This is a genomic window from Aquitalea aquatilis, from assembly GCF_005155025.1.
GTDB classification, from domain to species: domain Bacteria; phylum Pseudomonadota; class Gammaproteobacteria; order Burkholderiales; family Chromobacteriaceae; genus Aquitalea; species Aquitalea aquatilis.
This window is the reverse complement of record NZ_CP039731.1, coordinates 71061-96857: the sequence shown is the minus strand read 5'-3', so window position 1 is coordinate 96857 and position 25797 is coordinate 71061. Positions and strand designations below refer to the sequence as shown.

The window sequence follows — 25797 nt, the reverse complement described above, 5'->3', positions numbered from 1 at the left end:
CCTGCGGGCTGCGCGGCCGTCACGCAAGGAACACCATGCAAACGCCTAGCCATCAACACCCGCAACAACTGGTTCAACATCTGCAGCCGGCCATCTGGGCCAAGGTCAACCGCCTGCTGCTGCGCAAGGCCATTGCCGAGTTCTCCCACGAGCTGTTGCTGGCACCCCAGTTGCAACAGCAGCAGGGCGACTGGGGCGAATACCGCCTGCCCATCCCGGATGGCAGCGGCGAGTACCGCTTCCGCGCCCGGCTGCTGGCACTGGAGCACTGGCTGATCGATGCCGACTCGCTCAATCGCAGCCTGCACGGTGCGCCGGCCGCGCTGGATGCGCTGGCCTTCATCATCGAATTCAAAGTTCCGCTGGGCATTGGCGACGACATGATGCCGGTGTATCTGGAAGAGATCAGCAGCACCCTGTATGGCAGTGCCTACAAGCATGCCGCTGGCGGGCTGACGGCCGACGAGCTGACCCGCGCCGATTTCCAGTCGGTGGAAACCAGCATGATGGAGGGCCACCCCGGCTTTGTCGCCAATAATGGCCGCATCGGTTTTGATGCGGTGGACTATCCGCGCCATGCGCCGGAAGCGGCCGCGCCACAGCGGCTGATCTGGCTGGCGGTGCACAAGTCGCGCGCCACCTTCTCGTGCGCGGCCGACCTGGACTACCAGCGCCTGTTGCAAGAAGAGCTGGGCAGCGAAGCACTGGCCGGCTTTACCCGGCAGCTGGCCGCACAGCAACTGGATATGGATGACTACCTGCTGATGCCGGCCCACCCCTGGCAGTGGTTTAACAAGCTGGCCATGTCTTTTGCGCCGGAAGTGGCAGAGCGCCACATCGTGTGCCTGGGCTATGGCGAGGATGCCTATCTGGCGCAGCAGTCCATCCGCACTTTCTACAACATCAGCCGCCCGGAGCGCCGCTATGTGAAAACCGCGCTGTCCATTCTCAATATGGGCTTCATGCGCGGGCTGTCGCCTTATTACATGCTGGCTACCCCGGCGATCAACGACTGGATCCGCCAACTGGTGGACAGCGACGCCTACCTGCAACAGCGGGGCTTTGCCATCCTGCGCGAAGTGGCTTCCATCGGTTTTCGCAATCCCTATTTCGATGGCGGCATCAGCAAGGATTCGCCGTACAAGAAGATGTTGTCGGCGCTGTGGCGCGAAAGCCCGGCCTCGCTGCTGGGGCCGGGCAAGCGGCTGATGACCATGGCCTCGCTGCTGCACATCGATGCCGCCGGAGAATCCTTGCTGGCGGCGTTGATCCACAGCTCCGGCCTGGATGCGCGCAGCTGGGTGGCCCGCTATCTGCAAGCCTATCTGGCCCCGCTGCTGCACTGCTTCTATGCCCACGAACTGGTGTTCATGCCGCATGGGGAAAACCTCATTCTGCAGCTGGAAAACAATATCCCGCAGCGCGCCATCATGAAGGACATCGCCGAGGAAGCCGCCATCCTGAACCCGGATGCCGCGCTGCCACCCGCCGTGGCGCGGCTGGCGGTGAAGGTGCCGGAAGAGATGAAGCTGCTGGCGCTGTTTACCGATGTGTTCGATGGCTTCTTCCGCTATCTGGCGGCCATTCTGGACGAACACTGCGGCTTGCCGGAGCAGGCGTTCTGGCAGGAGGTGGCCGGGTGCATACAGGGCTATCAACAGCAATTCCCGCAATTGGCCGAGCGCTTTGCCCGCTACGACCTGTTCGTGCCGGAGTTTGCCCGCTCATGCCTGAATCGCCTGCAGCTGGGCAATAACCAGCAGATGCTGGATCTGGCCAATCCGGCTGGCAATCTGAAGTTTGCCGGCACCCTGCGCAATCCACTGGCCGGCCATGCCGTTTGATGCTACCGCCGCAGGCGAGGGCAGTGCGCTGGAGCAGCTGCTAGCGCAGCTGGCCCAGGCGCTGCCCGGTCTGGATGGCCGCATAGGCGAGGCCGCTGCCGACGAGTTTGCCCTAGCGGCGGCCGGCCCGGCGATTGGCCAGCTGCTGCAGCATTTGCGCAGCCGGCATCCGGAAGCCGGCCCGCATTACTGGGGTTGCCGTAGCTGGAGCCTGCTGTTGTGGCAGCCCACCTATGCCACGGTGCTGGGGGTGGAACTGGCGGCAGCCCTGCCGGACTGGACGGCCATGCAGCAAGGCCTGCTGCCCGGCATGGTGGCCGGTTTTTCCCTGCCGGCGCAGCCGCTGCGCCATGGCTCGGCCGCCAGTTTGCGCCAGCCGGCGGCCGCGCAACTGAGCGTCATCGCCGCTAGCGTGCTGCCACAGCTGGCTGCGCAACAGCCCTTGCATGCCAAGCTGGCTGGCCGCCTGCTGGCCGATTGCGTGGTGGCGGCCTTGCTGCTGGTGCAGCGGCTGCAACCGGCGCGCGACAACGCGGCCATCAAACAATTGACCGGGCAATGGCTGGCCGCACTGGATTTGCCACAGGCTAGCGGTGTGTGGCCGGTAACACTGGAAAACGGCGGCGAGCGGCTGGCACTGGCGCGGCGTGCCTGCTGCCAGCATTTCCGCCGCTGCGATGGTGCGCTGTGCAGCAGCTGCCCGAAATTGCAAGCAGCAGCGCGTGTGGCGCTGCTGAGAAAGGAGTGGGCGCAGCATGCTGACCCTGCGTGATATCCGTGTGGAGCGGCAAGGCCGTACCGTATTGCAACTGCCGGCCTTGCAGCTGGATGGCCAGGCTTTCACCGTCATCCTGGGGCATAACGGCTCGGGCAAATCCACCTTGATGAATCTGCTGGCGCGCCAGTTGCAGCCGGACCAGGGACAGTTGCAACTGGACGGCCAGCCGCTGAACCGGCTGTCGGCGCGGCAGTTTGCCCGTGCCGTGGCTTATTTGCCGCAGCGCCTGCCAGAGGTGGCTGGCCTGACCGTGGCCGAGCTGGTGGGGCTGGGGCGCTATCCCTGGCAGGGCGCTTTTGGCCGCTGGAGCGCAGCAGACAGTGCCATCGTGGCCGAGGCCATGCGCGCTGCCGACGTGACGCAGCATGCCGCACATGAGGCCGAGCTATTGTCCGGCGGCGAACGCCAGCGCGCCTGGATCGCCATGCTGCTGGCGCAGCAGTCGCCGCTGTTGCTGCTGGACGAACCGACTTCGGCGCTGGACCTGGCGCACCAATACCAGCTGATGGGCCTGCTGCGGCAGCTTAACCGCGACAGCGGTCGTGGCGTGGTGGTGGTGCTGCACGACATCAATCTGGCGGCACGCCATGCCGACCGCATCGTGGCCTTGCAGCAAGGACGGCTGTATTTCGATGGCTCACCGCTGGAGCTGCTGCACTCGCCGCGCCTGTCCGGGCTGTACGGGGTGGATATCCAGTTGCTGCCGCAAGCCGGCCAGCCCTGTCCGGTAGCGGTGGTGGCCTGAGATGCAAGCAGTCATGACCTTGTTATTACCTGCCGCCGGGCGTGGCTGGCGCTATCCGCTGGCGCTGTGCGGCCTGCTGGGCTTGTTGTCCTTACATCTGTGGCTGGATGGCGGGCTGAACCCGGCTGCGCAGTGGGTGCAGTTGTGGCAGGAGCCGGTCGATTTCAGCGGCCTGCAATTTCACTATGCGGCCTTGCCGCGTGCGGCAATGGCCCTGCTGGTGGGGGCGGCGCTGGGCTTGTCCGGCAGTGTGCTGCAGCAGCTGACCGGCAACCGGCTGGTATCTCCCATGACGCTGGGCCTGTCCGCCGGGGCATGGCTGGGCGTGGTGCTGGCCAGCATCTGTCTGCCCGGCATGCTGGCACTGCATCCGGCCTGGCCGGCGCTGGGCGGAGCCATGCTTGCACTGGGGCTGGTCTTGCTGCTGGCCGGGCCGCAAGGGCTGAATGGCTTGCCACTGGTGCTGGGCGGCATGGCGGTCAACCTGCTGCTGGGCGCGTTGGCCACGGCGCTGGTGCTGTTGCACGACCAGTACGCGCGCAATCTGTTTGTCTGGGGGGCTGGCGATCTGGCACAGATCGACTGGCAGTGGACGCTATGGCTGCTGCCACGGCTGAGCCCGGCCCTGCTGTTGCTGTGGCTGGCTCCGCGCCCGCTGTCCCTGCTGGTGCTGGGGCTGGCTGCTGCGCGTGGCCGTGGCGTGGTCGTCAGCACCATTTTGCTCTTGCTGCTGGCGGCATTGTGGCTGAGTGCGGTGTCGGTGGCGGCGGTGGGGCTGATCGGCTTCATCGGCCTGGTCGCACCCAATCTGGCCAGCCTGCTGGGCGCACGTCAGCCTCGGGTGCAGCTGGCTGCCAGCGCCTTGCTGGGGGCGCTGTGCCTGCTGGGTAGCGATTGTCTGGCGCTGGCCTTCAGTCAGTGGGCGGGCGACAGCCTGCCCAGCGGTGCCGTTACTGCCTTGTTGGGCGCGCCGGCCTTGTTGTGGCTGGCCCGGCGCAATCTGCGTCCGGCGCAGCAGGCGGCTGCACCGCCCAGTGTGGTGGCGGGCCAGCGGCGCTGGGGCAGGGGAGGCTGGCTGCTGGCGGTGGCGCTGTTACTGCTGTTGACCCTGCTGAGTGTTTGTCTGGCCCCGATGCCCGCTGGCGGGCAACTGCGCTGGGTGCTGGGCTGGCCGGAAGCGCTGCTCTGGTCCTTGCGCTGGCCGCGCAGCCTGGTGGCGCTGAGCGCCGGGGCCGGGCTGGCCATAGCCGGGGTGCTGTTGCAACGGTTATTGCGCAATCCTCTGGCCAGCCCCGATCTGCTTGGCTTGTCGGCCGGTGGCAGCCTGGCGCTGTTGCTGGCGGCCAGCTGGCTGGGGCAGCCCTTGTTGCAGGGTGGGCCGCTGCTGGCGCTGGCCGGCACCTTGCTGGTACTGGGGCTGCTGTTGTGGCTGGGGCGCAAACAGGGTTACGCCCCCGGCATGATGGCGCTGAGCGGCATTGCACTGGCGGCCTTGCTGGATGCACTGGTGCAGGCAGTGCTGGCCAAGGGGACGGCGGACAGCTTTGCCGTGCTGGGCTGGCTGGCCGGGTCCAGTTACCGGGTCAGTGGCACACAGGCGCTGTGGCTGAGCCTGGCCGTGCTGGTGCTGGGCATGCTGACGCTGGCGGCGCAACGGGTGCTGGCCTTGCTGTCCACCGGCGATGGCGTGGCACAGGGACGCGGGCTGGTGCTGGAACGAGTGCGGCTGGGCTTGCTGCTGCTGGTGGCCTTGCTGACGGCGGTGGTGACAGCGGTGCTGGGGCCGGTGGCCTTTCTGGGCTTGCTGGCCCCGCATATTGCTGCGCTACTGGGGGCACGCCGGCCGCTGGCGCAATTGCTGCTGGCGGCCTTGCTGGGAGCAGCGCTGCTGTTGCTGGCCGACTGGCTGGGGCGAGTGCTGATCTATCCACGGCAGCTGCCGCTGGGCATGCTGGCCTCGGTGCTGTGCGGGGCCTATTTCATCTTGCTGCTGTGCTGGCAACGGCTGCGCCGTGGGGGTGGACGATGAGCGTGCGTATACTGCTTTGTTGTGTTGCTGTCTGGCTGGCCGGCAGCGTGCTGCCGGTCATGGCGGGCGGCATGGATGAACTGGAACAGGCCAGCCGCCAGCCATCGCGGCCGCCGCCACAGCGCATTGTCGCCCTGAGCTGGGAGGCCGCAGAGAACCTGCTGGAGCTGGGCATGACCCCGTTGGCAGTGGCCGATGCCGACGACTACCGGCAATGGGTGGTGCGCCCACGCCTGCCGGCGCAGGTGCCGTCGGCCGGTAGCCGGCTGGAGCCCAATCTGGAGCTGCTGGCCAGCCTCAAACCGCAGCTGATCATCATCAGCCCCAGCTTGCTGTCCATGCGCGCCAGCCTGCAGCGCATTGCGCCGGTATTGAATATCGACGCCTACCAGCCAGGGCAGGACCATGCGCAGGCGGCCGAGCGCATCCTGCTGCAGCTGGGGCGGGTGTTGGGGCGGGAGCGGCAGGCGCAGCAGCGGCTGCAGCAGCTGGAGCAGGGCTTTGCCGGCCTGCGCCGTCAATTGCAGGCGCGTGGTGCCGCTACTTGGCCCACGGTGCAGGTCATTCGCTTTGCCAATCCGTCCATGGTTTATGTCTACGGCAGCAATGCCATGCCGGTACTGGCCTTGCGCCGGCTGGGCCTGCGCACCACGGCGCAGCCAGCGCCCTCGGTATGGGGCGTCAGTCAGCAGCGGGTGGGCCAGCTGGTGGCATTGCAGCAGGACATCGTGCTGTATCAGCAGCCCTTTGCTGCCGCACCGCAGCTGTTTGCCAGCCCCTTGTGGCAGGGCCTGCCCTTTGTGCGGCAGCAGCGCTTTGCCGCGGTGGCCCCAGCCTGGAGCTACGGTGGTGCGGCCTCGCTGTTTTATCTGGCACAGGGCATGACTGACGCCCTGCTGCACTTGCCCATCGCGACGGCGGCCAGCAGGCCGTCTTTGCGCTAGCGCGGCATGGCGGTGTTTGCCGCCGCCTGCCGTGGCTGCCAGCTGGCACTTGAATAAGTTGGAAAGTGTGGCATCCAGTGCATTTTTCTGTCTGATATGGCGTTTTTTCCTGTTTTTCACCCGCTGTGCATTTTTCCTGGCAAAGCCATTTCTTTCAAAGACTTGTCTGCAGCTTTTCAGCCATTTGGCGGGGTAATTTGCTGTTTAAAATATTATTCATTGTGGTGTTTTTTTAAACGCGTGATTAGAATTGTTGCGCCTGCAAGTCTTGGAAAGTTCATTCTATACAAGGATTTGACTACTTTGAATATTGTAGTCAATGGCTTGCTGTTTAAAAAAATGCCATTTTTTTACGAAGTGGCAGCATCAACAGCTGTCATGCAGAGACCTGCCGCAGCATCCGGCACCGGCCCGCATGGGCTGCGCCCGATGCCAAGGCTGGCCATGCTCTGGCAGGCAGCAGGCAAGCAGTAATGTGGGTCACTTTCACCGCTACAAAAACAAAAAATGTAATGAGCCGGAGGACCTGCCCACGCGGGCCACCGGTTTGGGAGATTCTTTCATGAGTGCTTCATCTCAAGGTTTGAGCCACGGGCTCAAGCAGCGTCACGTCACCATGCTGTCCATTGCCGGTGTCATCGGTGCCGGCCTGTTCGTCGGCTCTGGTCACGCCATTGCCGAAGCCGGCCCTGCCGTGCTGATCGCCTATGCCATGGCCGGCCTGCTGGTGGTGCTGGTCATGCGCATGCTGGGCGAAATGGCGGTGGCCGCGCCGGATACCGGTTCGTTTTCCACCTATGCCGACCGTGCCATTGGCCACTGGGCCGGCTATATCATCGGCTGGCTGTACTGGTGGTTCTGGGTATTGGTGATTCCGCTGGAGGCCAATGCCGCCGCCACCATCCTGCATGCCTGGTTTGCTGGCGTGCCGATGTGGGCCTTTGCCCTGGGCATCACCATGCTGCTGACCATGACCAATCTGTTCAGCGTCAAAAACTATGGTGAGTTCGAATTCTGGTTTGCCCTGGTCAAGGTGGTGGCCATTGTCGCCTTCCTGGCCGTGGCCGGTGCGGCCATGCTGGGCCTGATTCCGGGCAGCCAGGTCAGTGGCACTGCCCGCCTGTTCGACCATGGCGGCTTCATGCCCAATGGCTTCGGCGCGGTGCTGGGGGCCATGCTGACCACCATGTTCACCTTCCTGGGCACCGAGATCGTCACCATCGCGGCGGCCGAATCGGACAACCCGCAGCAGCAGATCACCAAGGCCACCAATTCGGTGGTATGGCGGATCAGCCTGTTCTACCTGGGTTCCATTTTTGTGGTGACCGCGCTGGTGGCCTGGAACGATCCGCAACTGGCTGCCCTGGGTTCCTACCAGCGTACCCTGCAGCTGATTGGCATCCCCAATGCCAAGGCCATCGTTGACGTGGTGGTACTGGTATCGGTAGCCAGCTGTCTGAACTCGGCGCTGTATACCGCCTCGCGCATGCTGTACTCGCTGTCCAGCCGTGGCGACGCCATCAAGATGTTTGGCGATATCGCCCCCAATGGCACGCCGCAAAAAGCGGTACTGGGTTCCATGGTGGTGGGTTTCATCACCGTGATTGCCAACTACCTGATGCCCAAGGAAGTGTTCGACATCCTGCTGGCTACTTCCGGCACCATCGCGCTGCTGGTGTACCTGGTGATTGCCATTTCCCAGTTGCGCATGCGTCAGCGCATGGAAGCCAATGGCGAAACCCCGGCCTTCCGCATGTGGATGTTCCCGACACTGACCTGGATCGTCATCGTGTTCATCTGCGCCGTGGTGGTGCTGATGGCCATCCGTCCCGAGCACCAGATCGAAGTGATCAGCACCGGCGCGCTGGCCGTGGTATTGCTGGCGGTAGGCTGGATTCGCTCCCGCCTGTACGGCACGCCGTGGATGGAGTCACGCCCAGCCAAGGTGGCCACGCAGTCCTGAGCGCTTGCTGGCCCGGTTTTTCTTTTCCTGACGACCCTTAGCATCACTTGAGCCCCCCGCAAGGGGGCTTTTTTTTTGTCTGCGGCGGGCCGGGGCTGGCTGTACTTTTCCTTACACAAGACACACGATTGCTTACACACGGTGGCTGACAGGCAGACTAAAATGTAAACAGTTGCTTGTTGTTATTTAAAATAATGGCTGCCGCGCAAGCCTGGCGAGTGAACTTGAGCCGCTTGTCCCTGCCATATGCAGTGCTTGTAGCGCCTTATTCTGAGGGCCAGTCCGGCCTGCGGCGCTGCCTAACCATGAAGGCCGCCCTCGTGCACCGCTTGCGGTTGGCACGGACGGTATCTGTATCGGGCATGCAGCATGCATCCCGTAACGAGGAGTCTACGATGAAAAAACAAGTCACTTCGCTGTTGGTCCTTACCATGGCAGTGGCCAGCCTGAGCGGCTGCGCCAACATGAATGATACCCAGCGCACCACCGGCACCGGGGCTGCTGTTGGCGCTGGCGTGGGTGCCGTGCTGGGCGCACTGACTGCCGGCGGCCATACCGGTCGCAGCGCCGCTACCGGTGCGGCAGTAGGCGCGGCGCTGGGCGCGGGTGGTGGTTACCTGTGGTCGCAGCACATGCAGAAACAGAAAGAGGCGATGGAGCAGGCCTCGCAAGGTACTGGCGTCAGCGTGAGCCAGACTGCCGACAACCAGCTCAAGCTGAATATCCCCAGCGACGTGTCTTTTGATTCCGGCCGCTACGACATCAAGCCCAATCTGCGCCCGGTACTGGATCGCTTTGCCACCACCTTGCAGCAGAATCCGGTGACGACTGTCCGCATCGTCGGTCATACCGACAACACCGGCAGCGATGCCATCAATAATCCGCTGTCAGTCAACCGTGCCAAGGCTACCCGTGACTACCTGGTCAACCGTGGTGTATCAGGCAGCCGCATCGCCATTGACGGCATGGGTTCGCGCCAGCCGGTGGCTGACAACAGCACGGTGGCCGGCCGTGCCACCAACCGCCGCGTGGAAATCTTTGTCGGTGAGGCCGGCAAATAAGCCACCTGGCTTGTTGCCCACGCCAGCCAAAAGCACCCGCAAGGGTGCTTTTTTACGTTTTACCGAATACATCCCCTCGGGCAGGGGGATTCAGGCCTTGCGGCTGTCTTCCAGTGCCTGCAGAAAACATTCCAGTACCCGGTTGGGGCGTCGCCCCTTGCGCATGGCCACATTGAGCGGGATGTCGTAGCAGAAGCGGGCCGGATGCAAGGGCCGCATCACCCCTTGCGCGACCCAGCCGGCGGCAAAGTGGTCGGGCAGAAAGCCGATATAGCCGCCGGTGAGGATGAGGAAGGCAATGCCTTCGCGGTCGGATGCGGTGGCACTGCAATTGAGCGCGTGATGGCGCTCCATGGCCTCGGCGGTCAGGCGGTAATTGGGTGCCACCGCCTCGGCACGGCATAGTTCGTCTTTACTGATGTCGGCGTCGGCACGGGTAAAGAAGGGGTGTTCGCGGCTGCAGTACAGCAGCGAATGTTCTTCATACAGCTGGATGTAATCCAGCCCGGACAGCGGGTTGATCAGCGGCACCACGCCAACATGCAGATGGCCGTCCTGCACCCCGAGTTCGATTTCGCTGGGGGTGGTCATGGAGATATTGATGCGCACTCCCGGCCCGCGTGCGCTCAGCGATTTCAGCGCCCGCGTCAGGTGCATGTGCGACTGGGTGACCAGATTATTAATGATGCCGATGTTCAGCTCGCCGCGTAGCTGATGATGCAGCTGGTTGACCTCGGTGCGGAATTCCTCGATGGCCGCCAGCATGGTCTGGCTGGCGTGCAGCACTGCGCGCCCCTCGTCGGTGAGCGCGAAACCGGCGCGGCCGCGTTGGCACAGGCAAACGCCCAGCCGCTTTTCCAGGTCCCCCATATGCAGGCTGATGGCCGAGCGGCTGATGCCCAGCACGCTCTCGGCGGCGGAAAAACTGCCACATTCCACTACGGTCTTGAACAGGCGCAGCAGGCGGATATCAAAATCGCTGACCTGGCTTAGGGAGGTTTTTTTGCTCATCAGGTGAGTAAAATTAAAACTGAAGTTAAGAAATTATGGATTTATCTCAACATATCACCTGATACAAGCTATGCCAAGCCGCAAACTGGCCACAGTCCGGGCCATCATCCGGGCTGGCCACGCCAGTCGCACGGCAGCGGCGCAGCATGCAGGCTACACTGGTCTGGTCTGGTCTGGTCTGGTCTGGTCTGGTCTGGCACCGCGCCGGCAAGGCCAGCAAACCTTCGCCAGCGCGGGCAAGCTGCCGAGTGTCCGCCGCCGGTCGTCGTGCCCAATCTCAAACAGCGTGCAATTCGCACAAGGAATGACAGGTTTATGCCGCAAATCGTTTTCGAACGTCAGGCTCCCGCAACCGCGCTGATCCACAGCGCACTGGCCGACAGCGTCAACCGCCCGTTCTGGGGCGACGACGTGGCCGCTCGCCGCCGTGCCTTTCCCCAGTTTCAGGGCAGCGCCGATACCGCGCTGGCCATTGTCGGCGGTGGTTTTCTCGGACTATGGACTGCCATTCTGGCCAAGGAGCGCGATCCGGCGCGCAGCGTGGTCTTGCTGGAAGCGCAGCGTGTAGGCTGGGCGGCATCCGGCCGCAACGGCGGCTTTTGCGAAGCCAGCCTTACGCATGGCGAAGAAAACGGCCACAAGCGCTGGCCAGAGGAAATGGCCGAGCTGGAGGCGCAGGGCCTGCGCAATCTGGACGAGATCGAAGCCACCATCCAGCGCTATGGCATCGACTGCGATTTCGAGCGCACCGGCGTGCTGGTGGTGGCGGTGGAGCCCTACCAGGACGAGCAACTGCGCGGCGAAGGCTATATGAGCGCGGCGGCAATCCGCGCCGAACTGAATTCGCCCACCTTCCTGTCCGGCTTCTGGGAAAAGGACAGCACGGCGATGATCCACCCCGGCAAGCTGGCGCTGGAGCTGGCACGGGTGGCCAGCGAACTGGGGGTGCAGATTTTCGAACAGTCCGCAGTGCTCAAGCTGCAATCCGCCGGGGCCAGAGTGACCTTGCATACGGCGCAGGGCCAGTTGAGCGCCGCGCGCGTGGTGCTGGCCACCAATGCCTTTCCCTCGCTGCTCAAGCGCTACCGCTGGCACACCATTCCGGTGTACGACTACGTGCTGATGACCGAGCCGCTGACACCGGAGCAACTGGCGTCCATCGGCTGGCAGCACCGCCAGGGCATTGCCGACATGGCCAACCAGTTTCACTACTACCGCATTACCCGCGACAACCGCATCCTGTTTGGCGGCTACGACGCGGTGTACAACTTCGGCGGCAAGGTGAGCGACCAGCATGACGACCGCCCGGAATCATTTGCGCGGCTGGCCAGCCATTTCTTCACCACTTTCCCGCAACTGGCCGGGCTGCGTTTCAGCCATCGCTGGGGCGGTGCCATCGACACCTCCACCCGTTTTTGTGCCTTTTTCGCGCTGGCACGCGGTGGCAAGGTGGCTTATGCCGCCGGCTTCACCGGCCTGGGCGTAGGGGCCACCCGCTTTGCCGGCAATGTGCTGCTGGACAAGCTGGACGGGCTGGATAGCGAACGCACCCGGCTGCGCATGGTGCGCGAGATTCCGCCGCCTTTCCCGCCGGAGCCGCTGGCTTATGTGGCAGTCCAGGCCACGCGCTGGTCACTGAACCGGGCCGACCACAACCACGGCAAGCGCAACCTGATGCTGCGCACCATGGATGCCCTGGGTCTGGGGTTCGACTCCTGAATCTGTTTGCCACTTTTTTTGAGAATCCAAGGAAGCGACCATGTCCAATCCCTTTGCCCTGCTGGCCAATCACTGCGTGGACGCTACGCGTGTTGAACTGGAATATCGCGATGTAGCGGCCGATCAGCTTATTTCCGGCCCGGCCCGTGTCGGCACGGCCGAACTGGGTAGCCTGCATGGCTGCAGCATAGGCGTGTGGGAAATGTCGCCCAGTGTTACCACCGATGTTGAGGTGGACGAATTTTTCGTGGTGCTGGCAGGTGCCGCCACGGTGAGCTTTGCCGATGGCAGCCCGTCCTTGCAGCTCAGGGCAGGTAGCGTCGGCCACCTGGCAGCGGGTACGGCCACCACCTGGACGGTGAGCGAAACGCTGCGCAAGATCTATATCGCCTGAGCACTCCGCCAAGGAGACAGAGCGACCATAACAAGCAGGAGGAGGGAAATATGGATATCCGCAACAACTATATCAATGGCCAATGGCAGGCTTCGGTCAGCGGTGGCACGCGCGAGATCATCAATCCGGGCAATGGCGAAGTGATTGCCCTGGTCACCGACAGCGTGGCTGAAGACAGCAAGCAGGCCATTGCCGCCGCCAAGGCCGCGTTTTACCAGAGCGGCGCATGGCGGCGCATGGCCGGCCCCAAGCGCGCCGACCTGCTGCTGCGCATTGCCGATGCCATCGCCGCCCGGGCCGACGAACTGGCGGTGATGGACACGCTGGACAATGGCAAGCCGCTACGCGAAGCGCGCTGTGATGTGGATGATGCCGCCGCCTGTTTCCGTTACTACGCCGGCCTGATCACCAAGCCGCAGGGCGGGGTGTACGAGGTGAGCGATGGCTTCGGCCCCATGCATGCCTATTCCATGCACGAACCGATCGGCGTGTGTGCGCTGATCACGCCGTGGAACTACCCGCTGCTGATGGCGGCGTGGAAGCTGGCCCCGGCACTGGCGGCGGGTAATTGCGTGGTGTTCAAGCCCAGCGAGGTCACCCCGCTGTCGGCCGTGGCGCTGTTTGAGATTTTCCATCAGGTGGGCCTGCCGGCCGGCACCGCCAACCTGGTGTTGGGAACCGGCCCGGCCGCTGGTCAGGAGCTGGCCGCCAGCCATGATGTGGACATGATCACTTTTACCGGCAGCACCCGTACTGGTCAGACCATTGCCACCGCTGCGGTGGGCAACCTGAAAAAAGTGGGGCTGGAGCTGGGTGGCAAGTCGCCCAATGTGATTTTTGCCGATGCCGATCTGGAAGGTGCGGTGGAGTGGGCGATGATCGGCGTGTTCTTCAACCAGGGCGAAGTCTGTTCGGCCGGTTCGCGCATCCTGATTGAAGCGAGCATCAAGGACCGCTTTGTCGCCCGCCTGGCCGAACGCGCCCGCGCCATGAGCATTGGCCCCGGCATGAAAGACCCGGACATGGGTGCCATCGTGTCGGCCGCCCAGCTGGAAAAGGTGCTGGGCCATATCGAACGCGCCAAACAGCAGGGTGCCACGCTGGTGTGCGGCGGTGTGCGCCATACCGAGGGCGAATGTGCCAAGGGCTATTTTGTGCAGCCCACCATCTTCGACAATTGCACCCGCGACATGGACATCGTACGTGAAGAGGTATTCGGCCCGGTGGTGGCGATCCAGACCTTCACCAGTGAAGCCGAGGCCATCGCCATGGCCAATGACACCCCTTATGGGCTGGCTGGTGGCGTGTTCACCACCGATGGCGCGCGTGCGCTGCGGGTGGTGAAGGAAATCCGCGCTGGCGTCACCTGGATCAACTGTTACAACCCCACCTTCAATGAAGCGCCGTGGGGCGGCTACAAGATGAGCGGCTATGGCCGTGACCTGGGGGTGAACGGTCTGCTGGAATACCAGCAGGTGAAGCAGGTGAACATCAATCTGCAGCCAGGGCCGGTGGGCTGGTATCAGCATTAACCACAGGCCGGGATGGATAGACTAAGGGGGTGGCGAGCATGGCTCGACCACCCCCGTGGTGTTTTACAGCTTGGCGAAACGCGCCAGTTCGCGCTCCCACAGCAAGGGGTCGCTGCGGCTCTGGCGGTCTGCATCCTGCAAGGCCTCCTGCGGGACAAACCAGGTGACTTCAAACAGCAGGCCATCCGGGTCATGGCCGTACACGCTCTTGTGCACGCCGTGATCCTCTTCCAGCCCCAGGCGGCCCAGTGCCTGCAACTGGTCGCGGATGCGCTTGAGCTCGGCCAGGCTGTCGACTTCCCAGGCCAGGTGATACAGCCCGGCTGGCGGCTCGCTGGCGGCCGGCACCTCGCCGCGCGGGCTGAATACCCCGGCGCGCTGCTGCCCCAGATTGCGGGCAAACAGTGCCAGATCATGATCGTTGTCAGAATCGGCGGCCTGGGTAAACACCGCCCGGTCCGGCTGGCTGCCCGGCTTGGGACGGAAACCCAGAACATCCTGGTAAAAGCGTGTGCTGCGCGGCACATCACTGACATAGAGCACGGCGTGGTTCAGGCGTTTGATTCCCATGATGCGCTTTCGCTAAGGGTGAACGGTTCAGAGATGATAGGCCGCATGCTGCTCGGCCAGATAGGCGGCGATCTGCCGGGCGTCCTGCAGGAAATAGCGGCCCTGATGCTGTGCCGCCTGCGGCGGAACCGGGCTGTCGGCGGCCAGTAGCAGCAGTGGCAGGCCCTGATTGTCTTCGCCCACCAGCTCGATCACCGCCTGGCGTGGACGGGGAAAGGGCAGACGGCGCACCTCGATGCGGCTGGCCAGCGCCGGCTGGGTGGCCAGCAGGCCTTCCAGCAGCGTGCTGTGCGGGCAGACAAAGCGTTGTTCGGCAGGGTGGTCCGGGCGGGTAAAACCGGGTTCCAGCAGCAATAACAGGTCGCGGCTCATGCAATGGCTTTCGGTGGCGGTTGGATAGCCCCGCCAGGCGGCGGGGCCGTGCTGCTTAGAAGAACTTGGCTAGGCTCAGGCTGATGGCGCTTTCACTGGCCACACCGTTGCCGCCCCAGTTGGCACGGCCATACGAGGCATAGGCCTTGGTCTGCTTGGACAGGGCATAGGTGGTGCCGACCACATACTGGGTGTAGCCGGTCTTGTCGATGTCACTGCCGCCCACGCTCAGGTCATAGCCCTTGGTCAGCGAGACATAGGGCAGCCACGGGCCGATGTTGTAGCCGAAGGTGAGCACCGCTTCACGCGCCTTCACTTGCTGGCTGGAGGCCGCCGCGCTGGCGCTCAGGCCGCTGGCCGCCAGACGGGCATTCAGCACATTGACGTTGTAAACCACCCCCGGGCTGTCGACGAACTTGCCGCTGCTCACCCCCAGGTAGCCATTCACGGTCTGGAAGCCCAGCGCCAGATAAATGGGGTCGCTGATATAGCCAGCTTCCACCCGCCACCAGTTTTTCACGGCACCGGTCTGCGCCGCGCTGTTCACCTGCTTGGCATCACCCTTGTTCTCATAGCTGAACTTGGCGAAGTAACCGGCCTGCTCGTAGCTCAGGCCCAGGTTGAATACCTGGTTGTTGGTCGGGTTGCCGCTGCTGTCGCTGGCGCGTTTTTCATCGGCACCCCAGGTGGTGGTAAAGCTGAAACCGGCCAGATTGGGGCTGTCGTAGCGGATGGCGTTATTGATGCGTCCGTCCAGCCGGGTGGAGTAAATCTGGCCGGCCACGCTGCTGTAGGAGCCCGGATCGATGTACTCCATGTCCAGGTTGGCGTAGTCGGACAGGCGACCCAGGCGAATCTTGCCCAGCTCGCTTTGCAGGCCGACGAAGGAGTCGCGGCTGGCGAAGGTATCCGTACCGCTGCCATCGACGTGAATGCGGTTTTCCACTTGCCAGATGGCGGTGACGCCATTGCCCAGATTCTCGCTGCCCTTGAAACCGATGCGCGAGGTGTTGTCATCTACCCGCCAGCTGCTGAAGGGCTGGCCGTTATTGGTGGTGGCTGAATAGCTTTTCACATTGGACAGGTTGCCAGCGATTTTGCCGTATACGGTGACGCCATCATCGGCATGGGCCAGCAGCGGCAGTGCGGCCATGGTCAGGGCGAGCAGTTTTATTTTCATGATCAAGTCGCGATTAAGTTGGAAAAGAGAACATCACAGGCCGCCGGTGCAGGATGCGTTGTCGGTGGCTGATGGCTATTGTTCCGCAATGTTCCCGTTTTATTAATCAAGAAAATATTATTAGTTAATCAGCTGCTGTGTAATTGCCAGCGAGTGAAGGATATTGTCTGGGTAATAAATGCGACGGGTTGGTGGTGATGGTGCGGCTTTGTGTTTCAGGGCTTAGCAATATTTATGCTGGTTCTTGCTATTATCGGTATAAGCATTTTTTCAGCATGCAGTAGCTGGTTTTTTTATTAAGATAAATATACGGGGTCGATTAATAAGCTTATCTTTTTAACTTATGGCTTTGCTATTGATATTAAATGGCGGCGGGAATAGATTTTGTGGCGTCAATCAAGTGGTGCACACAAATGTCTTATTCACTGTCGATTCTGGATAAAAGCCCCATTCCCCCCGGCGCTAGTGCGGCCGAAGCGCTGGCCCATACCGTGGCGCTGGCCAAACTGGCCGAACAATTGGGCTACCACCGCTTCTGGGTAGCCGAACACCACAGCACGCCGCTGCTGGCCAGCTCGGCACCGGAAGTGCTGATCTCCCACATCCTGGCGCATACCAGCCGCATCCGCGTGGGCAGTGGCGGCGTGATGCTGCAGCACTACAGCCCCTACAAGGTGGCGGAAACCTTCAATCTGCTGGCGGCGCTGGCACCGGGCCGGGTGGATCTGGGCGTGGGCAAGGCCCCTGGTGGCCTGCCTTACAGCACGCTCGCCCTGCAGCACTATCACGATGCCGCCCGCAAACCGGATTTCTCCACGCAACTGGCCGAGCTGGACGCCTTCCTGAGCGGTGGCCAGCCTGTCGGCCACCCGCTGGCCGGCGCACAGGCCACGCCGCAAGCCCCGGTCGCCGCCGGCCGCTTCCTGCTGGGCGGCAGCCCGGACAGTGCCCGGCTGGCAGCCCGGCTGGGCTGGGAGTTTGCCTATGCCGGTCATTTCAATGGCGACCCGCTCAATATCCAGCAATCCATTGCCGTATACCGGCAGTGGACCGGCAAGGTGCCGGCCCTGGCGCTGTATGCCTTTGTGGCGGAAACCCGCGAACAGGCGCAGGCCCTGGTGGGCGAGCTGAAGCTGTTCAAGCTGACACTGGAAGATGGCCGCAGCGTCAATGTGCCCAGTCGCGAAGCCGCCGAGGAATATGCCCGGCAGGCTGGCGTCAGCCAGTACCGGCTGGAAGAAAAACAGCCGCACGTGATTGCCGGTACCGCCGGCGATGTGCGCGCCGAGCTGGACTCGCTGCACCAGAGCTACGGCATCCGCGAATTCATCATCGACATCCCGGTGGCGCAGTTTGCCCTGCGCCGCGCTTCGATCTCCCTGCTGGCCGAGGCGCGCGAGCCGCTGGCGGCCTGATCTTCCTTACCGACATTGTTGGAGTTGAACATGAGCAAACCCATTACATTTGGCATCATGCTGCACGGTGCGGGCGGCCACATGCACGCCTGGAAACACCCCAGTGGCCCGGCAGATGCCAGCGTCAACCTGCAGTTCTATATCGATACCGTGCAGAAGGCCGAACATAACGGCATCGCCTTTGCCTTTGTCGCCGACGGCCTCTACATCAACGAGCAGTCGATTCCGCATTTTCTCAACCGTTTCGAGCCGATCTCCATTCTGTCGGCGCTGGCCAGCGTGACCCGCAAGATCGGCCTGGCCGGCACCGTGTCCACCTCGTACAGCGACCCGTTTACTGTGGCGCGCCAGTTTGCCTCGCTCGACCTGATCAGCGGCGGCCGCGCCGGCTGGAATGTGGTGACCACGCCGCTGGAGGGTACGGCGCTCAATTACAGCCGCCCGCATCCGGAACATGCGCTGCGCTATGAAATCGCCGACGAATACCTGCAAGTGACCCAGGGCTTGTGGGATAGCTGGGACGACGACGCGCTGCCGCGTAACCGTGCAACCGGCCAGTTCTTCTCCAAGGACAAGCTGCACACCCTCAACCACAAGGGTCGTTTCTTCCAGGTGGCCGGGCCGCTGAATATCAGCCGCTCGCCGCAAGGCCAGCCGGTGATTTTCCAGGCCGGCTCGTCTGATGCCGGCATCGGCCTGGCCGGCAAGTATGCCGACGCGGTGTTCACCCATGCGCCGTCCATCGAAGAAACCCGCGATTTCCTGCGCAAGGTGAAAACCAGCGCCGTGTTGCATGCCCGTCCGGCCGAGGCGGTGAAGATCTTCCCCGGCATCGCGCCGGTCGTGGCCGCCACCGATGCCGAGGCTGAAGCCAAGTTCCGCCTCATCCAGCAACTGCTCACCATCGACGATGCGCTGGCTTATCTGGGCCGCTTCTTCGACCACCACGACTTTAGCCAGTACCCGCTGGACGAGGCCTTCCCGGAGCTGGGTGACATTGGCCGCAACAGCTTCCGTTCCACCACCGACCAGATCAAGGCGCGCGCCCGCGAGCATGGCCTGACCCTGCGCCAGGTCGCGCTGGAAGTGGCCACGCCGCGCAGCAATTTTGTCGGCAGTGGCGAAAAAGTGGCAGCGGAAATCATCCGCTGGGTGGACGAAGGCGCGGCCGACGGTTTCATCCTGGGCTTCCCGGTGGTGGCCGAGGGGCTGGACGACTTCATCACCCATGTACTGCCGGTGCTGGAAGCCAGCGGGCGCTTCCAGCGCGAGCTGCAGGGCCACACCCTGCGCGATCACCTGGGCTTGCCACGCAAGCCCAGCCGCTACCAGCCAGTGGCAGGCCAGACCGAACAGCAGGTCGCCTGATGTCCAGTTCCTTGTCATCGCAGCTGACGGCGCGCAGCGAACAGATTCACGCCGCCATCGCCCTGGCCAACCCGCAGTTCGTGGCGCTGCGTCACGAGCTGCACCAGCACCCGGAACTGGCTTTTGCCGAATTCCGCACCGCCGGCAAGGTGGCGGACCTGCTGCGCGCATGGGGCTATCAGGTGAGCACCGGCATTGCCGGCACCGGGGTGGTGGGCACGCTGCGGCGCGGCACCGGGGGCAAGTCGCTGGGGCTGCGTGCCGACATGGATGCGCTGCCCATCCAGGAGGCCACCGGCTTGCCCTATGCCAGCCAGAACGCCGGGGTGATGCATGCCTGCGGGCACGATGGCCACACCGCCATCCTGCTGGCCGCTGCCCGCTTTCTGGCGCTGGAAGGGCAGTTTGACGGCACCTTGCAGCTGATTTTCCAGCCGGCGGAAGAAACCGGCTCCGGCGCACGCCGCATGATAGAGGAGGGGCTGTTCGAGCGCTTTCCCTGCGATGCCGTGTTTGGCCTGCACAACTGGCCCGGTGTCAGTTGCGGCCATATCGGCTGCATCGAAGGCCCGGCCATGGCCTCGGTCGATCAGGCGCATATCACGGTGCATGGCAAGGGTGGGCATGGGGCCGAGCCGCATACCACGGTAGACCCGGTGCTGGTGAGCGCCCATGTCATCACCGCCTTGCAAAGCATCGTGGCGCGCAATGTCGACCCGCTGGACATGGGCGTGCTCACCGTGGGCAGCATCCACGGCGGCCATGCCTCCAATGTGATACCGGACAGCGTGGAGCTGAAGCTGACGGCCCGCACCTTCCGCCCGGAAGTGCGCAGCCTGCTGCAGCAGCGGGTGCCGGCACTGGTGCAGGCGCAGGCCGCCAGCTTTGGTGCCGTGGCCGAGGTGGATTACCGGCTGGGTTTCCCACCGGTATGCAACCACGCCCGCGAAACCGCCTTCGCCAGCGCGGTGGCCCATGCCACGCTGGGCAGCCAGCGGGTGGCGGCAGACTTTCGCCCGCGCACCGCCAGCGAGGATTTTGCCTTCATGTTGCAGGCACGGCCGGGCAGCTTCCTGTTTTTCGGCAATGGCGACACGGCCTCGCTGCACAGCCCGCGTTACGACTTCAATGACGAAATCCTGCCCGTGGCGGCCGCCTACTGGGCCGGGCTGGCCGAGCACTACCTGCCGGTGTTGTCCGCACCAGGCTACGCGCCTGCCCTTGCCGCACCGCATGACCGGGATGCACAGCATGCGTGACTACTTTGTTTACACCACCACCACCGATCCACGTGCCAGCGTGATGCTGGCCGAGCTGACGCAGGAATACGACGCGCGCTACGGCGACCTGTTTGATCCGGGCGGTGCAGCGGCGGAAATGCGGCGCTACCCGCCGGCAACCTTTGCCCCGCCGCATGGCAACTTCTTGCTGCTGCTGCGCCAGGGCCAGGCAATTGCCGGCGGGGCCTTCAAGCGGCTGGATGAGCACACCGCCGAGTTCAAGCGCATCTGGACCCACAGCCAGTACCGCCGGCAGGGGCTGGCCGGGCTGGTGTTGCAGGAGCTGGAAGCGCAAAGCCAGCGTCAGGGCTATCGCCACATCTACCTCACCACCGGCTGCCGTCAGCCGGAGGCGGTGGGGCTGTATCTGCGCCATGGCTATCAGGCGCAGTTTGACCAGGATGGCGATCTGGAAGCCCTGCGCACCTTGCCGTTTACCAAGGCTTTGCCACGGCTGGCCAGTGCGGCAGTACCCGCCGCGCATTGGACGCAACTGGCCGGCATCGCCGTCTGAACCCCGTTTAACTGGCTTGCCGACCACCCACCACGGCTATTGCACAGGATAAGACATCATGAGTGAAATCACCGAAGTCGGCGACATCGCCTTCAGTCACCCCCACCCGCTGCCACGGCAGGCCAGCGACCATGCCGCAGCGGAGGCGAGCGGCAGCAACCGCTATGCCGGGCTGCGCATCGTGCCGGCCCGCTATCCGGCCCGCATGGCCGGCAGCATCGTCGCCTTGCTGCTGCTGGCTGCCATCATCGGCTCGGTGGCAAGCAATCCGCGCTGGGGCTGGGGCGTGTTCGCCGAATGGTTTCTGGCTGCGCCGGTACTGGAAGGGCTGGGACGCACCTTGTGGCTGACGGCGGTTGGCACCGTGCTGGGTTCGCTGCTGGGCACGGTGCTGGCGCTGGCGCGGGTATCGCGCTCGCCGCTGCTGTCCAGCCTGTCGTGGAGCTATATCTGGCTGTTCCGCTCGATACCGCTGATCGTGCTGCTGCTGATCCTCAACAACCTGGGTTATCTGTACGAAACCATCAATATCGGTGTGCCCTACACCGGCATCAACTGGTTCAGCTATGCCACCACCGAACTGATCAGCCCCTTCACGGCGGCCGTGCTGGGCCTGAGCCTGAACCAGGCGGCGTTTTCGGCGGAAATCATTCGCGGCGGCATCCTGTCGGTGGACCAGGGGCAGCTGGAGGCGGCCGCCGCACTGGGCCTGCCGCGCCGGCGGCAGATTTTCGGCATCGTGCTGCCGCAAGCCATGCGTACCATCCTGCCTACCGCTTTCAACGACATCATCGGTCTGGCCAAGGGCACGGCCAATGTCTACATCCTGGCGCTGCCGGAATTGTTCTACACCATCCAGGTAATCTACCACCGCAATCTGGAAGTGATTCCGCTGTTGATGGTGGCTACCGTGTGGTACCTGATCATCCTCACCGTGCTGTCGGTGGTGCAGGTGCAGGTGGAGCGACGCTATGCCCGTGGTGCGCTGCGTCAGCAGCCGCAGTCGCTGTGGCAGCGCTGGCGTGGCCAGCCGCCGGCTGCGGCCACCGTCCCTGCTGCCGTCGCGGCGAGTGCAGATGGTGCCAGTCTGGCCGCGGCAGCCGGTGGTGCGGTGGCCATCCATGGCGTGAGCAAGCGCTTTGGCAGCCTGACCGTGCTGGACGAGGTATCGCTGGATGTTGCCGCCGGCAGCGTCACGGTCATCATCGGGCCTTCCGGCTCCGGCAAGTCCACCCTGCTGCGCAGCATCAACCATCTGGAGCGCGTGGACAGCGGTTTCATCGCCATCGACGGCGAGCTGATTGGCTATCGCCAGCAGGGCAGCACCCTGCATGAACTGAAGGAAAAGGACATCCTGCAACGCCGCATCGAGGTGGGCATGGTGTTCCAGAACTTCAATCTGTTTCCCCATCTCACCGTCTTGCAAAACCTGATCGAAGCACCGCTGGCCGTGCGCGGCCTGAGCCGGGCGCAGGCCGAACAGCAGGCGCGCCAGCTGTTGCAGCGTGTCGGTCTGGCCGACAAGGCCGATGCCTGGCCGCGCCAGCTGTCCGGTGGCCAGCAGCAGCGGGTGGCCATTGCCCGTGCGCTGGCGCTGCGGCCCAAGGTGCTGTTGTTTGACGAGCCGACCTCGGCCCTGGACCCGGAGCTGGTGCAGGAAGTGCTGGACGTGATCAAGGAGCTGGCCCGTTCCGGCACCACGCTGATCATCGTCACCCATGAAATCGGCTTTGCCCGCGAAGTGGCCGACACCGTGGTGTTCATGGAGCAGGGTCGCATCGTGGAGAGCGGCCATCCCGAGCAGCTGCTGCGCCAGCCGCGCCAGCAGCGCACCCGTGAATTTCTGGCCCGGGTGCTGTAGCCCGGCCAACGCAAACCCTTATACCCACACACCATCACCACCCTGAGGAAATCATCATGAGCCATTCCCCTTACTGGACACGCCGCACCCTGTTGACCGGCCTGGGCCTGGTCTTGCTGGCCCCGTGGCTGGCCCAAGCCGCCGTGCAGGTTGACCTGAGCGCCGAGCAAAAGGCGCGGCCGCGTGCCAAACCGCTGCCGGCGGCCATCCAGCAACTGCCCAAGGATGCCCGCTTTGCCAAGGAGAAAACCTTCGTGGTGGCGCTGGCCAGCGCCCGCCTGCCGCTGGGCGGCTTTGCCAACGACACCAAAACCCTGATCGGTGCCGACCCGGATATCGCCCAGCTGGTGGCCGACGGCCTGGGGCGCAAGCTGGAAATCGTCAATGTCGCCTGGGCCGACTGGCCGCTGGGTTTGCAGTCCGGCAAATACGATGCGGTGATTTCCAATGTCACGGTCACCGAGGCGCGCAAGGAGAAATTTGATTTCTCCACCTATCGCAAGGATTTGCTCGGCATCTACGTCAAGGCCGGCAGCCCCTTGAAAATCCGTGAACCCAAGGACGTGGCCGGGCTGAGAGTGGTGGTCGGTGCCAGCACCAACCAGGAACAGATCCTGCTGCAATGGAACAAGCAGAACGTGGCGGCCGGCCTCAAGCCGGTGGATGTGCAGTATTACGACGATGACGCGGTGGAGCGGCTGGCCATCCAGTCCGGACGGGCCGATGCCTATCTGGGGCCGAATGCCTTCTATGCCTTTGAGGCTGCCCGCGATGGCAAGGTCAAGCTGTCCGGCACCTTTTCCGGCGGCTGGCCGCTGACTGCCGATATCGCCGTCACCACCCGCAAGGGCTCCGGGCTGGCACCGGTGATTACCCAGATCATCAATGCCCAGATCGCCAACGGCAATTACGCCAAGGTGCTCAACCGCTGGGGCCTGGGGGCCGAGGCCATCAGTACCTCGCGCACCAATCCGCCCGGCCTGCCCAAGAGCTGAGAGCGGGTTCACGATCTGCGATACTCGGGTGATCCTGCATTGAAATGTCGTTCAAGATGCGCATGGACTCCCTGTCCATTGTGCTTTTTCACGCCCTTTCGCCTTGTCTGACCCTTCGTTCGCTAAATCGTGAACAAGCTCTGCGGCGGCGGTAGGCGGCTGCCCCTTCCGCGCAGCAGTCGCGTGGGCGGGTCAGCCCGCCATCCCCGCCCCGCTGACTGCTGGCGTTTTTCTGCAATGCTTGTCATTTTTTCTTGGTTTGGCGGCGGCGGGCGCAACACTATAGTGGTCGGCTCATTCAAGGAGCCGCCTCATGTATTGCTCATTGCAACATGCCGGTTTGCATTCCGGCCGCCTCTATCGCGAAGGTTCTGCCATTCCCGACCTGCGGGATGGGGACACTGCGCCGTCTGTACCTGCCGGGCAGTCCGGGGCGCGGGCCTGGCTGGCGCGGCTGGAGCTGCCCACCTGGCTGCTCATCGCCGTCATCTATGGCGGCTGGTTCGGCACGGCGGCGCTGTGGCGACAGCTGGGGCCATGGCTGGCCACGCCGCTGCTGATTGTCTTTACCAGTTGGTATATGTCGCTGCAGCACGAGCTGATTCACGGTCATCCCACCCGCCATGGCTGGCTCAATGCCTGGTTCGGCCTGCTGCCGCTGGCAGTGTGGTATCCCTATGCGGTCTATCGTGACAGCCATCTGGCCCATCACCATGATGAAAGCCTGACTCTGCCGGGGGTGGACCCGGAAACCTACTACCACGCCACCTTGCCGGCGGGGGCGCTTGCTGCTGGGGCCGGCCCTGGGCTGGCTGGCCACGCTGCGCGCTGCGGTACGTAGCGGCCAGCGGCAACAGCTGCTGGTGTGGAGCAGCCATCTGCTCTTGCTGGGCCTGTTGCTGCTGTGGCTGCGCCAGCACGGTATCGCGCCGGGGTATTACCTGTTGTGCATTGCCTATCCCGCACTGGCGCTGGCCATGGTACGTTCCTTTTACGAGCACCGGGCGGTGCCGGATGCGGCAGCCCGCTCGGTGCTGAACGAAGCCGCCTGGCCGTGGCGGCTGTTGTTTCTCAACCTGAATTACCATCTGGTGCATCACCTGCATCCGGGCCTGCCCTGGTATCGTCTGCGTCAGGCCTATCTGGCCGAACGCCAGCATTACCAGCAACTCAGCGGCGGTTTTGTCGAGCAGGGTTATCTGCCGCTGCTGTGGCGGCATCGTCGCCGGCCGGTGATCGATACGCTGCACCCCTTTGCCTGAAGGCACGCTGTTCATCCATCAAGAGGAATACCATGACCCAAGCAAAATTTTCCCGTCGTCGGCTGTTGGCGGCACTGGCGTTGAGCACCTTGTCCTGGCAGGCCGTGGCGGCTGATGCGGTACGGGTGGGCTCCAAGATCGATACCGAAGGCGCCTTGCTGGGCAATATCATCCAGCAGGTACTGGAAGCCAATGGCATCAAGACCGTCAGCAAGGTGTCGCTGGGCAATACCAAGGTGGTGCGTGGTGCCATTACCGCCGGCGAAATCGACATCTACCCGGAATACACCGGCAATGGTGCGTTTTTCTTTGCCGATGAAAGCAATCCGGCCTGGAAGAATGCCGAGGCGGGCTATCAGCTGGTGAAAAAACTGGACCAGGAAAAAAACCGCATCAGCTGGCTGACGCCATCGCCGGCCAACAATACCTGGGCCATTGCCATCCGCAAGGATGTGGCGGCGGCCAACAAGCTGAAAACGCTGACTGACCTGGGCAACTGGATCAACAAGGGCGGGCGCTTCAAGCTGGCGGCATCGGCCGAGTTCATCGAACGCGCCGACGCACTACCGGCCTTCCAGAACGCCTATGGCTTCAAGCTGAAGCAGGACCAGCTGCTGACCCTGGCTGGCGGCGATACCTCGGTCACCATCAAGGCGGCAGCCGAGCAGACTTCCGGCGTCAATGCCGCCATGGCCTATGGCACCGATGGCCCGGTGGCGGCGCTGGGGCTGGTGACGCTGGATGATGTGAAGGGCGTGCAGCCGATATACGCGCCAGCACCGATTATCCGCAGCGAGGTGCTGGCCAAACAGCCCAAAATCGCCGCGGTGCTGAAGCCGGTGTTCCTGTCGCTCACTGGCCCCACGCTGCAAAAACTCAACGCCAGCATCGCCATCGAAGGCCGCGATGCGCGCAAGGTGGCGCAGGATTACCTGAAGAAAAAGGGCTTTATCAAGTGAT

General features: G+C 63.5%; 24 protein-coding genes and 1 pseudogene. 21 read left to right on the top strand and 4 right to left on the bottom strand.

Annotation, left to right across the window (positions count from 1 at the left end):
* The first annotated feature begins 35 nt into the window (after window positions 1-35).
* The 8 genes from FAZ30_RS00455 (at window position 36) to FAZ30_RS00420 (ending at window position 9364) form a co-directional block, all read left to right on the top strand.
* The gene (locus FAZ30_RS00455) at window positions 36-1844 is read left to right on the top strand and encodes an IucA/IucC family protein (RefSeq protein WP_137008299.1); all 1809 of its coding nucleotides are present in this window, start codon (window positions 36-38) and stop codon (window positions 1842-1844) included.
* Entirely contained in the window at window positions 1834-2616 is a 783-nt protein-coding gene (locus FAZ30_RS00450) for a siderophore ferric iron reductase (protein WP_137008297.1), read from the top strand. The genes FAZ30_RS00455 and FAZ30_RS00450 overlap by 11 nt, the downstream gene beginning before the upstream one ends.
* Window positions 2600-3367, top strand: a complete 768-nt coding sequence (locus FAZ30_RS00445; RefSeq protein WP_137008295.1) for an ABC transporter ATP-binding protein — start codon at window positions 2600-2602, stop codon at window positions 3365-3367. The genes FAZ30_RS00450 and FAZ30_RS00445 overlap by 17 nt, the downstream gene beginning before the upstream one ends.
* Window positions 3368-3380: 13 nt before the next feature.
* The gene (fhuB, locus tag FAZ30_RS00440) at window positions 3381-5396 is read left to right on the top strand and encodes a Fe(3+)-hydroxamate ABC transporter permease FhuB (RefSeq protein WP_137008293.1); all 2016 of its coding nucleotides are present in this window, start codon (window positions 3381-3383) and stop codon (window positions 5394-5396) included.
* Entirely contained in the window at window positions 5393-6340 is a 948-nt protein-coding gene (locus tag FAZ30_RS00435; RefSeq protein ID WP_137008291.1) for an ABC transporter substrate-binding protein, read from the top strand. Before fhuB ends, FAZ30_RS00435 begins: the two co-directional genes overlap by 4 nt.
* Window positions 6341-6436: 96 nt before the next feature.
* Window positions 6437-6814: a hypothetical protein gene (locus FAZ30_RS00430; protein ID WP_137008289.1), complete on the top strand. Its 378-nt coding sequence runs from the start codon at window positions 6437-6439 to the stop codon at window positions 6812-6814.
* An 88-nt stretch (window positions 6815-6902) separates the two neighbouring features.
* Window positions 6903-8303 (top strand): GABA permease, encoded by a 1401-nt coding sequence (gabP, locus tag FAZ30_RS00425; protein WP_124644833.1) that lies wholly within the window; start codon window positions 6903-6905, stop codon window positions 8301-8303.
* 395 nt (window positions 8304-8698) lie between these two features.
* Window positions 8699-9364, top strand: a complete 666-nt coding sequence (locus FAZ30_RS00420; RefSeq protein WP_124644834.1) for a YiaD family glycine zipper/OmpA-like lipoprotein — start codon at window positions 8699-8701, stop codon at window positions 9362-9364.
* 90 nt (window positions 9365-9454) lie between these two features.
* Here FAZ30_RS00420 and FAZ30_RS00415 read toward each other — a convergent pair whose 3' ends face one another.
* Window positions 9455-10375 carry a LysR family transcriptional regulator gene (locus tag FAZ30_RS00415; protein WP_137008287.1) on the bottom strand — a complete coding sequence of 307 codons (921 nt, stop codon included), beginning with the start codon at window positions 10373-10375 and terminating at the stop codon, window positions 9455-9457.
* A 315-nt stretch (window positions 10376-10690) separates the two neighbouring features.
* On the opposite strand from FAZ30_RS00415, the gene FAZ30_RS00410 reads away from it, so the two are divergent.
* The 3 genes from FAZ30_RS00410 to FAZ30_RS00400 are packed head-to-tail and all read left to right on the top strand — an operon-like array spanning window position 10691 to window position 14020.
* The gene (locus FAZ30_RS00410; protein WP_137008284.1) at window positions 10691-12094 is read left to right on the top strand and encodes an NAD(P)/FAD-dependent oxidoreductase; all 1404 of its coding nucleotides are present in this window, start codon (window positions 10691-10693) and stop codon (window positions 12092-12094) included.
* Window positions 12095-12134: 40 nt separating this feature from the next.
* A complete protein-coding gene (locus tag FAZ30_RS00405) occupies window positions 12135-12488 on the top strand; it encodes a cupin domain-containing protein (RefSeq protein ID WP_137008282.1) in 354 nt (117 codons plus the stop codon).
* A 50-nt stretch (window positions 12489-12538) separates the two neighbouring features.
* Complete coding sequence (locus tag FAZ30_RS00400; protein WP_124644838.1) at window positions 12539-14020, top strand: aldehyde dehydrogenase family protein; 1482 nt, start codon at window positions 12539-12541, stop codon at window positions 14018-14020.
* Between the two features lie 63 nt (window positions 14021-14083).
* Here the strand turns inward: FAZ30_RS00400 and FAZ30_RS00395 are convergent, their stop codons facing one another.
* From FAZ30_RS00395 to FAZ30_RS00385, 3 genes are read right to left on the bottom strand one after another with little or no spacing between them, the layout of a single operon-like run.
* Window positions 14084-14590, bottom strand: coding sequence for a VOC family protein (locus FAZ30_RS00395; protein WP_124644839.1), 507 nt, complete (start codon window positions 14588-14590; stop codon window positions 14084-14086).
* A gap of 27 nt (window positions 14591-14617) precedes the next feature.
* A complete protein-coding gene (locus FAZ30_RS00390) occupies window positions 14618-14962 on the bottom strand; it encodes a DUF3088 domain-containing protein (RefSeq protein ID WP_124644840.1) in 345 nt (114 codons plus the stop codon).
* A 55-nt stretch (window positions 14963-15017) separates the two neighbouring features.
* Window positions 15018-16142: a porin gene (locus FAZ30_RS00385; protein ID WP_124644841.1), complete on the bottom strand. Its 1125-nt coding sequence runs from the start codon at window positions 16140-16142 to the stop codon at window positions 15018-15020.
* A 413-nt stretch (window positions 16143-16555) separates the two neighbouring features.
* Between FAZ30_RS00385 and FAZ30_RS00380 the strand changes: the two genes are divergently transcribed.
* The 10 genes and pseudogenes from FAZ30_RS00380 (at window position 16556) to osmF (ending at window position 25796) form a co-directional block, all read left to right on the top strand.
* A complete protein-coding gene (locus FAZ30_RS00380; protein ID WP_137008280.1) occupies window positions 16556-17557 on the top strand; it encodes an LLM class flavin-dependent oxidoreductase in 1002 nt (333 codons plus the stop codon).
* Window positions 17558-17587: 30 nt separating this feature from the next.
* Window positions 17588-18925: an LLM class flavin-dependent oxidoreductase gene (locus tag FAZ30_RS00375; protein ID WP_137008278.1), complete on the top strand. Its 1338-nt coding sequence runs from the start codon at window positions 17588-17590 to the stop codon at window positions 18923-18925.
* A complete protein-coding gene (locus tag FAZ30_RS00370) occupies window positions 18925-20184 on the top strand; it encodes a M20 aminoacylase family protein (RefSeq protein ID WP_137008276.1) in 1260 nt (419 codons plus the stop codon). The genes FAZ30_RS00375 and FAZ30_RS00370 overlap by 1 nt, the downstream gene beginning before the upstream one ends.
* On the top strand, window positions 20177-20719 hold the full coding sequence (locus FAZ30_RS00365; RefSeq protein ID WP_137008274.1) for a GNAT family N-acetyltransferase: 543 nt from the start codon (window positions 20177-20179) through the stop codon (window positions 20717-20719). The genes FAZ30_RS00370 and FAZ30_RS00365 overlap by 8 nt, the downstream gene beginning before the upstream one ends.
* A gap of 58 nt (window positions 20720-20777) precedes the next feature.
* Window positions 20778-21680 (top strand): annotated as a pseudogene (locus tag FAZ30_RS20675) (amino acid ABC transporter permease); the annotation flags it as partial.
* Between the two features lie 150 nt (window positions 21681-21830).
* Window positions 21831-22580: an amino acid ABC transporter ATP-binding protein gene (locus FAZ30_RS20545; protein WP_233578609.1), complete on the top strand. Its 750-nt coding sequence runs from the start codon at window positions 21831-21833 to the stop codon at window positions 22578-22580.
* A gap of 56 nt (window positions 22581-22636) precedes the next feature.
* Complete coding sequence (locus tag FAZ30_RS00355) at window positions 22637-23575, top strand: ABC transporter substrate-binding protein (protein ID WP_124644847.1); 939 nt, start codon at window positions 22637-22639, stop codon at window positions 23573-23575.
* Between the two features lie 313 nt (window positions 23576-23888).
* Entirely contained in the window at window positions 23889-24416 is a 528-nt protein-coding gene (locus FAZ30_RS20540; RefSeq protein ID WP_205676631.1) for a fatty acid desaturase, read from the top strand.
* Window positions 24361-24837, top strand: coding sequence for a fatty acid desaturase (locus FAZ30_RS20535; protein ID WP_205676630.1), 477 nt, complete (start codon window positions 24361-24363; stop codon window positions 24835-24837). The genes FAZ30_RS20540 and FAZ30_RS20535 overlap by 56 nt, the downstream gene beginning before the upstream one ends.
* A gap of 32 nt (window positions 24838-24869) precedes the next feature.
* On the top strand, window positions 24870-25796 hold the full coding sequence (gene osmF / locus FAZ30_RS00345) for a glycine betaine ABC transporter substrate-binding protein OsmF (RefSeq protein ID WP_124644849.1): 927 nt from the start codon (window positions 24870-24872) through the stop codon (window positions 25794-25796).
* Window position 25797: the final 1 nt, after the last annotated feature.

What these genes read in the sequence shown, in the direction of transcription:
- FAZ30_RS00455 (WP_137008299.1), top strand. Translation starts at nt 36, where the DNA reads ATGCAAACGCCTAGCCATCAACACCCGCAACAACTGGTTCAACATCTG.
- FAZ30_RS00450 (WP_137008297.1), top strand. Translation starts at nt 1,834, where the DNA reads ATGCCGTTTGATGCTACCGCCGCAGGCGAGGGCAGTGCGCTGGAGCAG.
- FAZ30_RS00445 (WP_137008295.1), top strand. Translation starts at nt 2,600, where the DNA reads ATGCTGACCCTGCGTGATATCCGTGTGGAGCGGCAAGGCCGTACCGTA.
- fhuB (WP_137008293.1), top strand. Translation starts at nt 3,381, where the DNA reads ATGACCTTGTTATTACCTGCCGCCGGGCGTGGCTGGCGCTATCCGCTG.
- FAZ30_RS00435 (WP_137008291.1), top strand. Translation starts at nt 5,393, where the DNA reads ATGAGCGTGCGTATACTGCTTTGTTGTGTTGCTGTCTGGCTGGCCGGC.
- FAZ30_RS00430 (WP_137008289.1), top strand. Translation starts at nt 6,437, where the DNA reads ATGGCGTTTTTTCCTGTTTTTCACCCGCTGTGCATTTTTCCTGGCAAA.
- gabP (WP_124644833.1), top strand. Translation starts at nt 6,903, where the DNA reads ATGAGTGCTTCATCTCAAGGTTTGAGCCACGGGCTCAAGCAGCGTCAC.
- FAZ30_RS00420 (WP_124644834.1), top strand. Translation starts at nt 8,699, where the DNA reads ATGAAAAAACAAGTCACTTCGCTGTTGGTCCTTACCATGGCAGTGGCC.
- FAZ30_RS00415 (WP_137008287.1), bottom strand. Translation starts at nt 10,375, where the DNA reads ATGAGCAAAAAAACCTCCCTAAGCCAGGTCAGCGATTTTGATATCCGC.
- FAZ30_RS00410 (WP_137008284.1), top strand. Translation starts at nt 10,691, where the DNA reads ATGCCGCAAATCGTTTTCGAACGTCAGGCTCCCGCAACCGCGCTGATC.
- FAZ30_RS00405 (WP_137008282.1), top strand. Translation starts at nt 12,135, where the DNA reads ATGTCCAATCCCTTTGCCCTGCTGGCCAATCACTGCGTGGACGCTACG.
- FAZ30_RS00400 (WP_124644838.1), top strand. Translation starts at nt 12,539, where the DNA reads ATGGATATCCGCAACAACTATATCAATGGCCAATGGCAGGCTTCGGTC.
- FAZ30_RS00395 (WP_124644839.1), bottom strand. Translation starts at nt 14,590, where the DNA reads ATGGGAATCAAACGCCTGAACCACGCCGTGCTCTATGTCAGTGATGTG.
- FAZ30_RS00390 (WP_124644840.1), bottom strand. Translation starts at nt 14,962, where the DNA reads ATGAGCCGCGACCTGTTATTGCTGCTGGAACCCGGTTTTACCCGCCCG.
- FAZ30_RS00385 (WP_124644841.1), bottom strand. Translation starts at nt 16,142, where the DNA reads ATGAAAATAAAACTGCTCGCCCTGACCATGGCCGCACTGCCGCTGCTG.
- FAZ30_RS00380 (WP_137008280.1), top strand. Translation starts at nt 16,556, where the DNA reads ATGTCTTATTCACTGTCGATTCTGGATAAAAGCCCCATTCCCCCCGGC.
- FAZ30_RS00375 (WP_137008278.1), top strand. Translation starts at nt 17,588, where the DNA reads ATGAGCAAACCCATTACATTTGGCATCATGCTGCACGGTGCGGGCGGC.
- FAZ30_RS00370 (WP_137008276.1), top strand. Translation starts at nt 18,925, where the DNA reads ATGTCCAGTTCCTTGTCATCGCAGCTGACGGCGCGCAGCGAACAGATT.
- FAZ30_RS00365 (WP_137008274.1), top strand. Translation starts at nt 20,177, where the DNA reads ATGCGTGACTACTTTGTTTACACCACCACCACCGATCCACGTGCCAGC.
- FAZ30_RS00355 (WP_124644847.1), top strand. Translation starts at nt 22,637, where the DNA reads ATGAGCCATTCCCCTTACTGGACACGCCGCACCCTGTTGACCGGCCTG.
- FAZ30_RS20540 (WP_205676631.1), top strand. Translation starts at nt 23,889, where the DNA reads ATGTATTGCTCATTGCAACATGCCGGTTTGCATTCCGGCCGCCTCTAT.
- osmF (WP_124644849.1), top strand. Translation starts at nt 24,870, where the DNA reads ATGACCCAAGCAAAATTTTCCCGTCGTCGGCTGTTGGCGGCACTGGCG.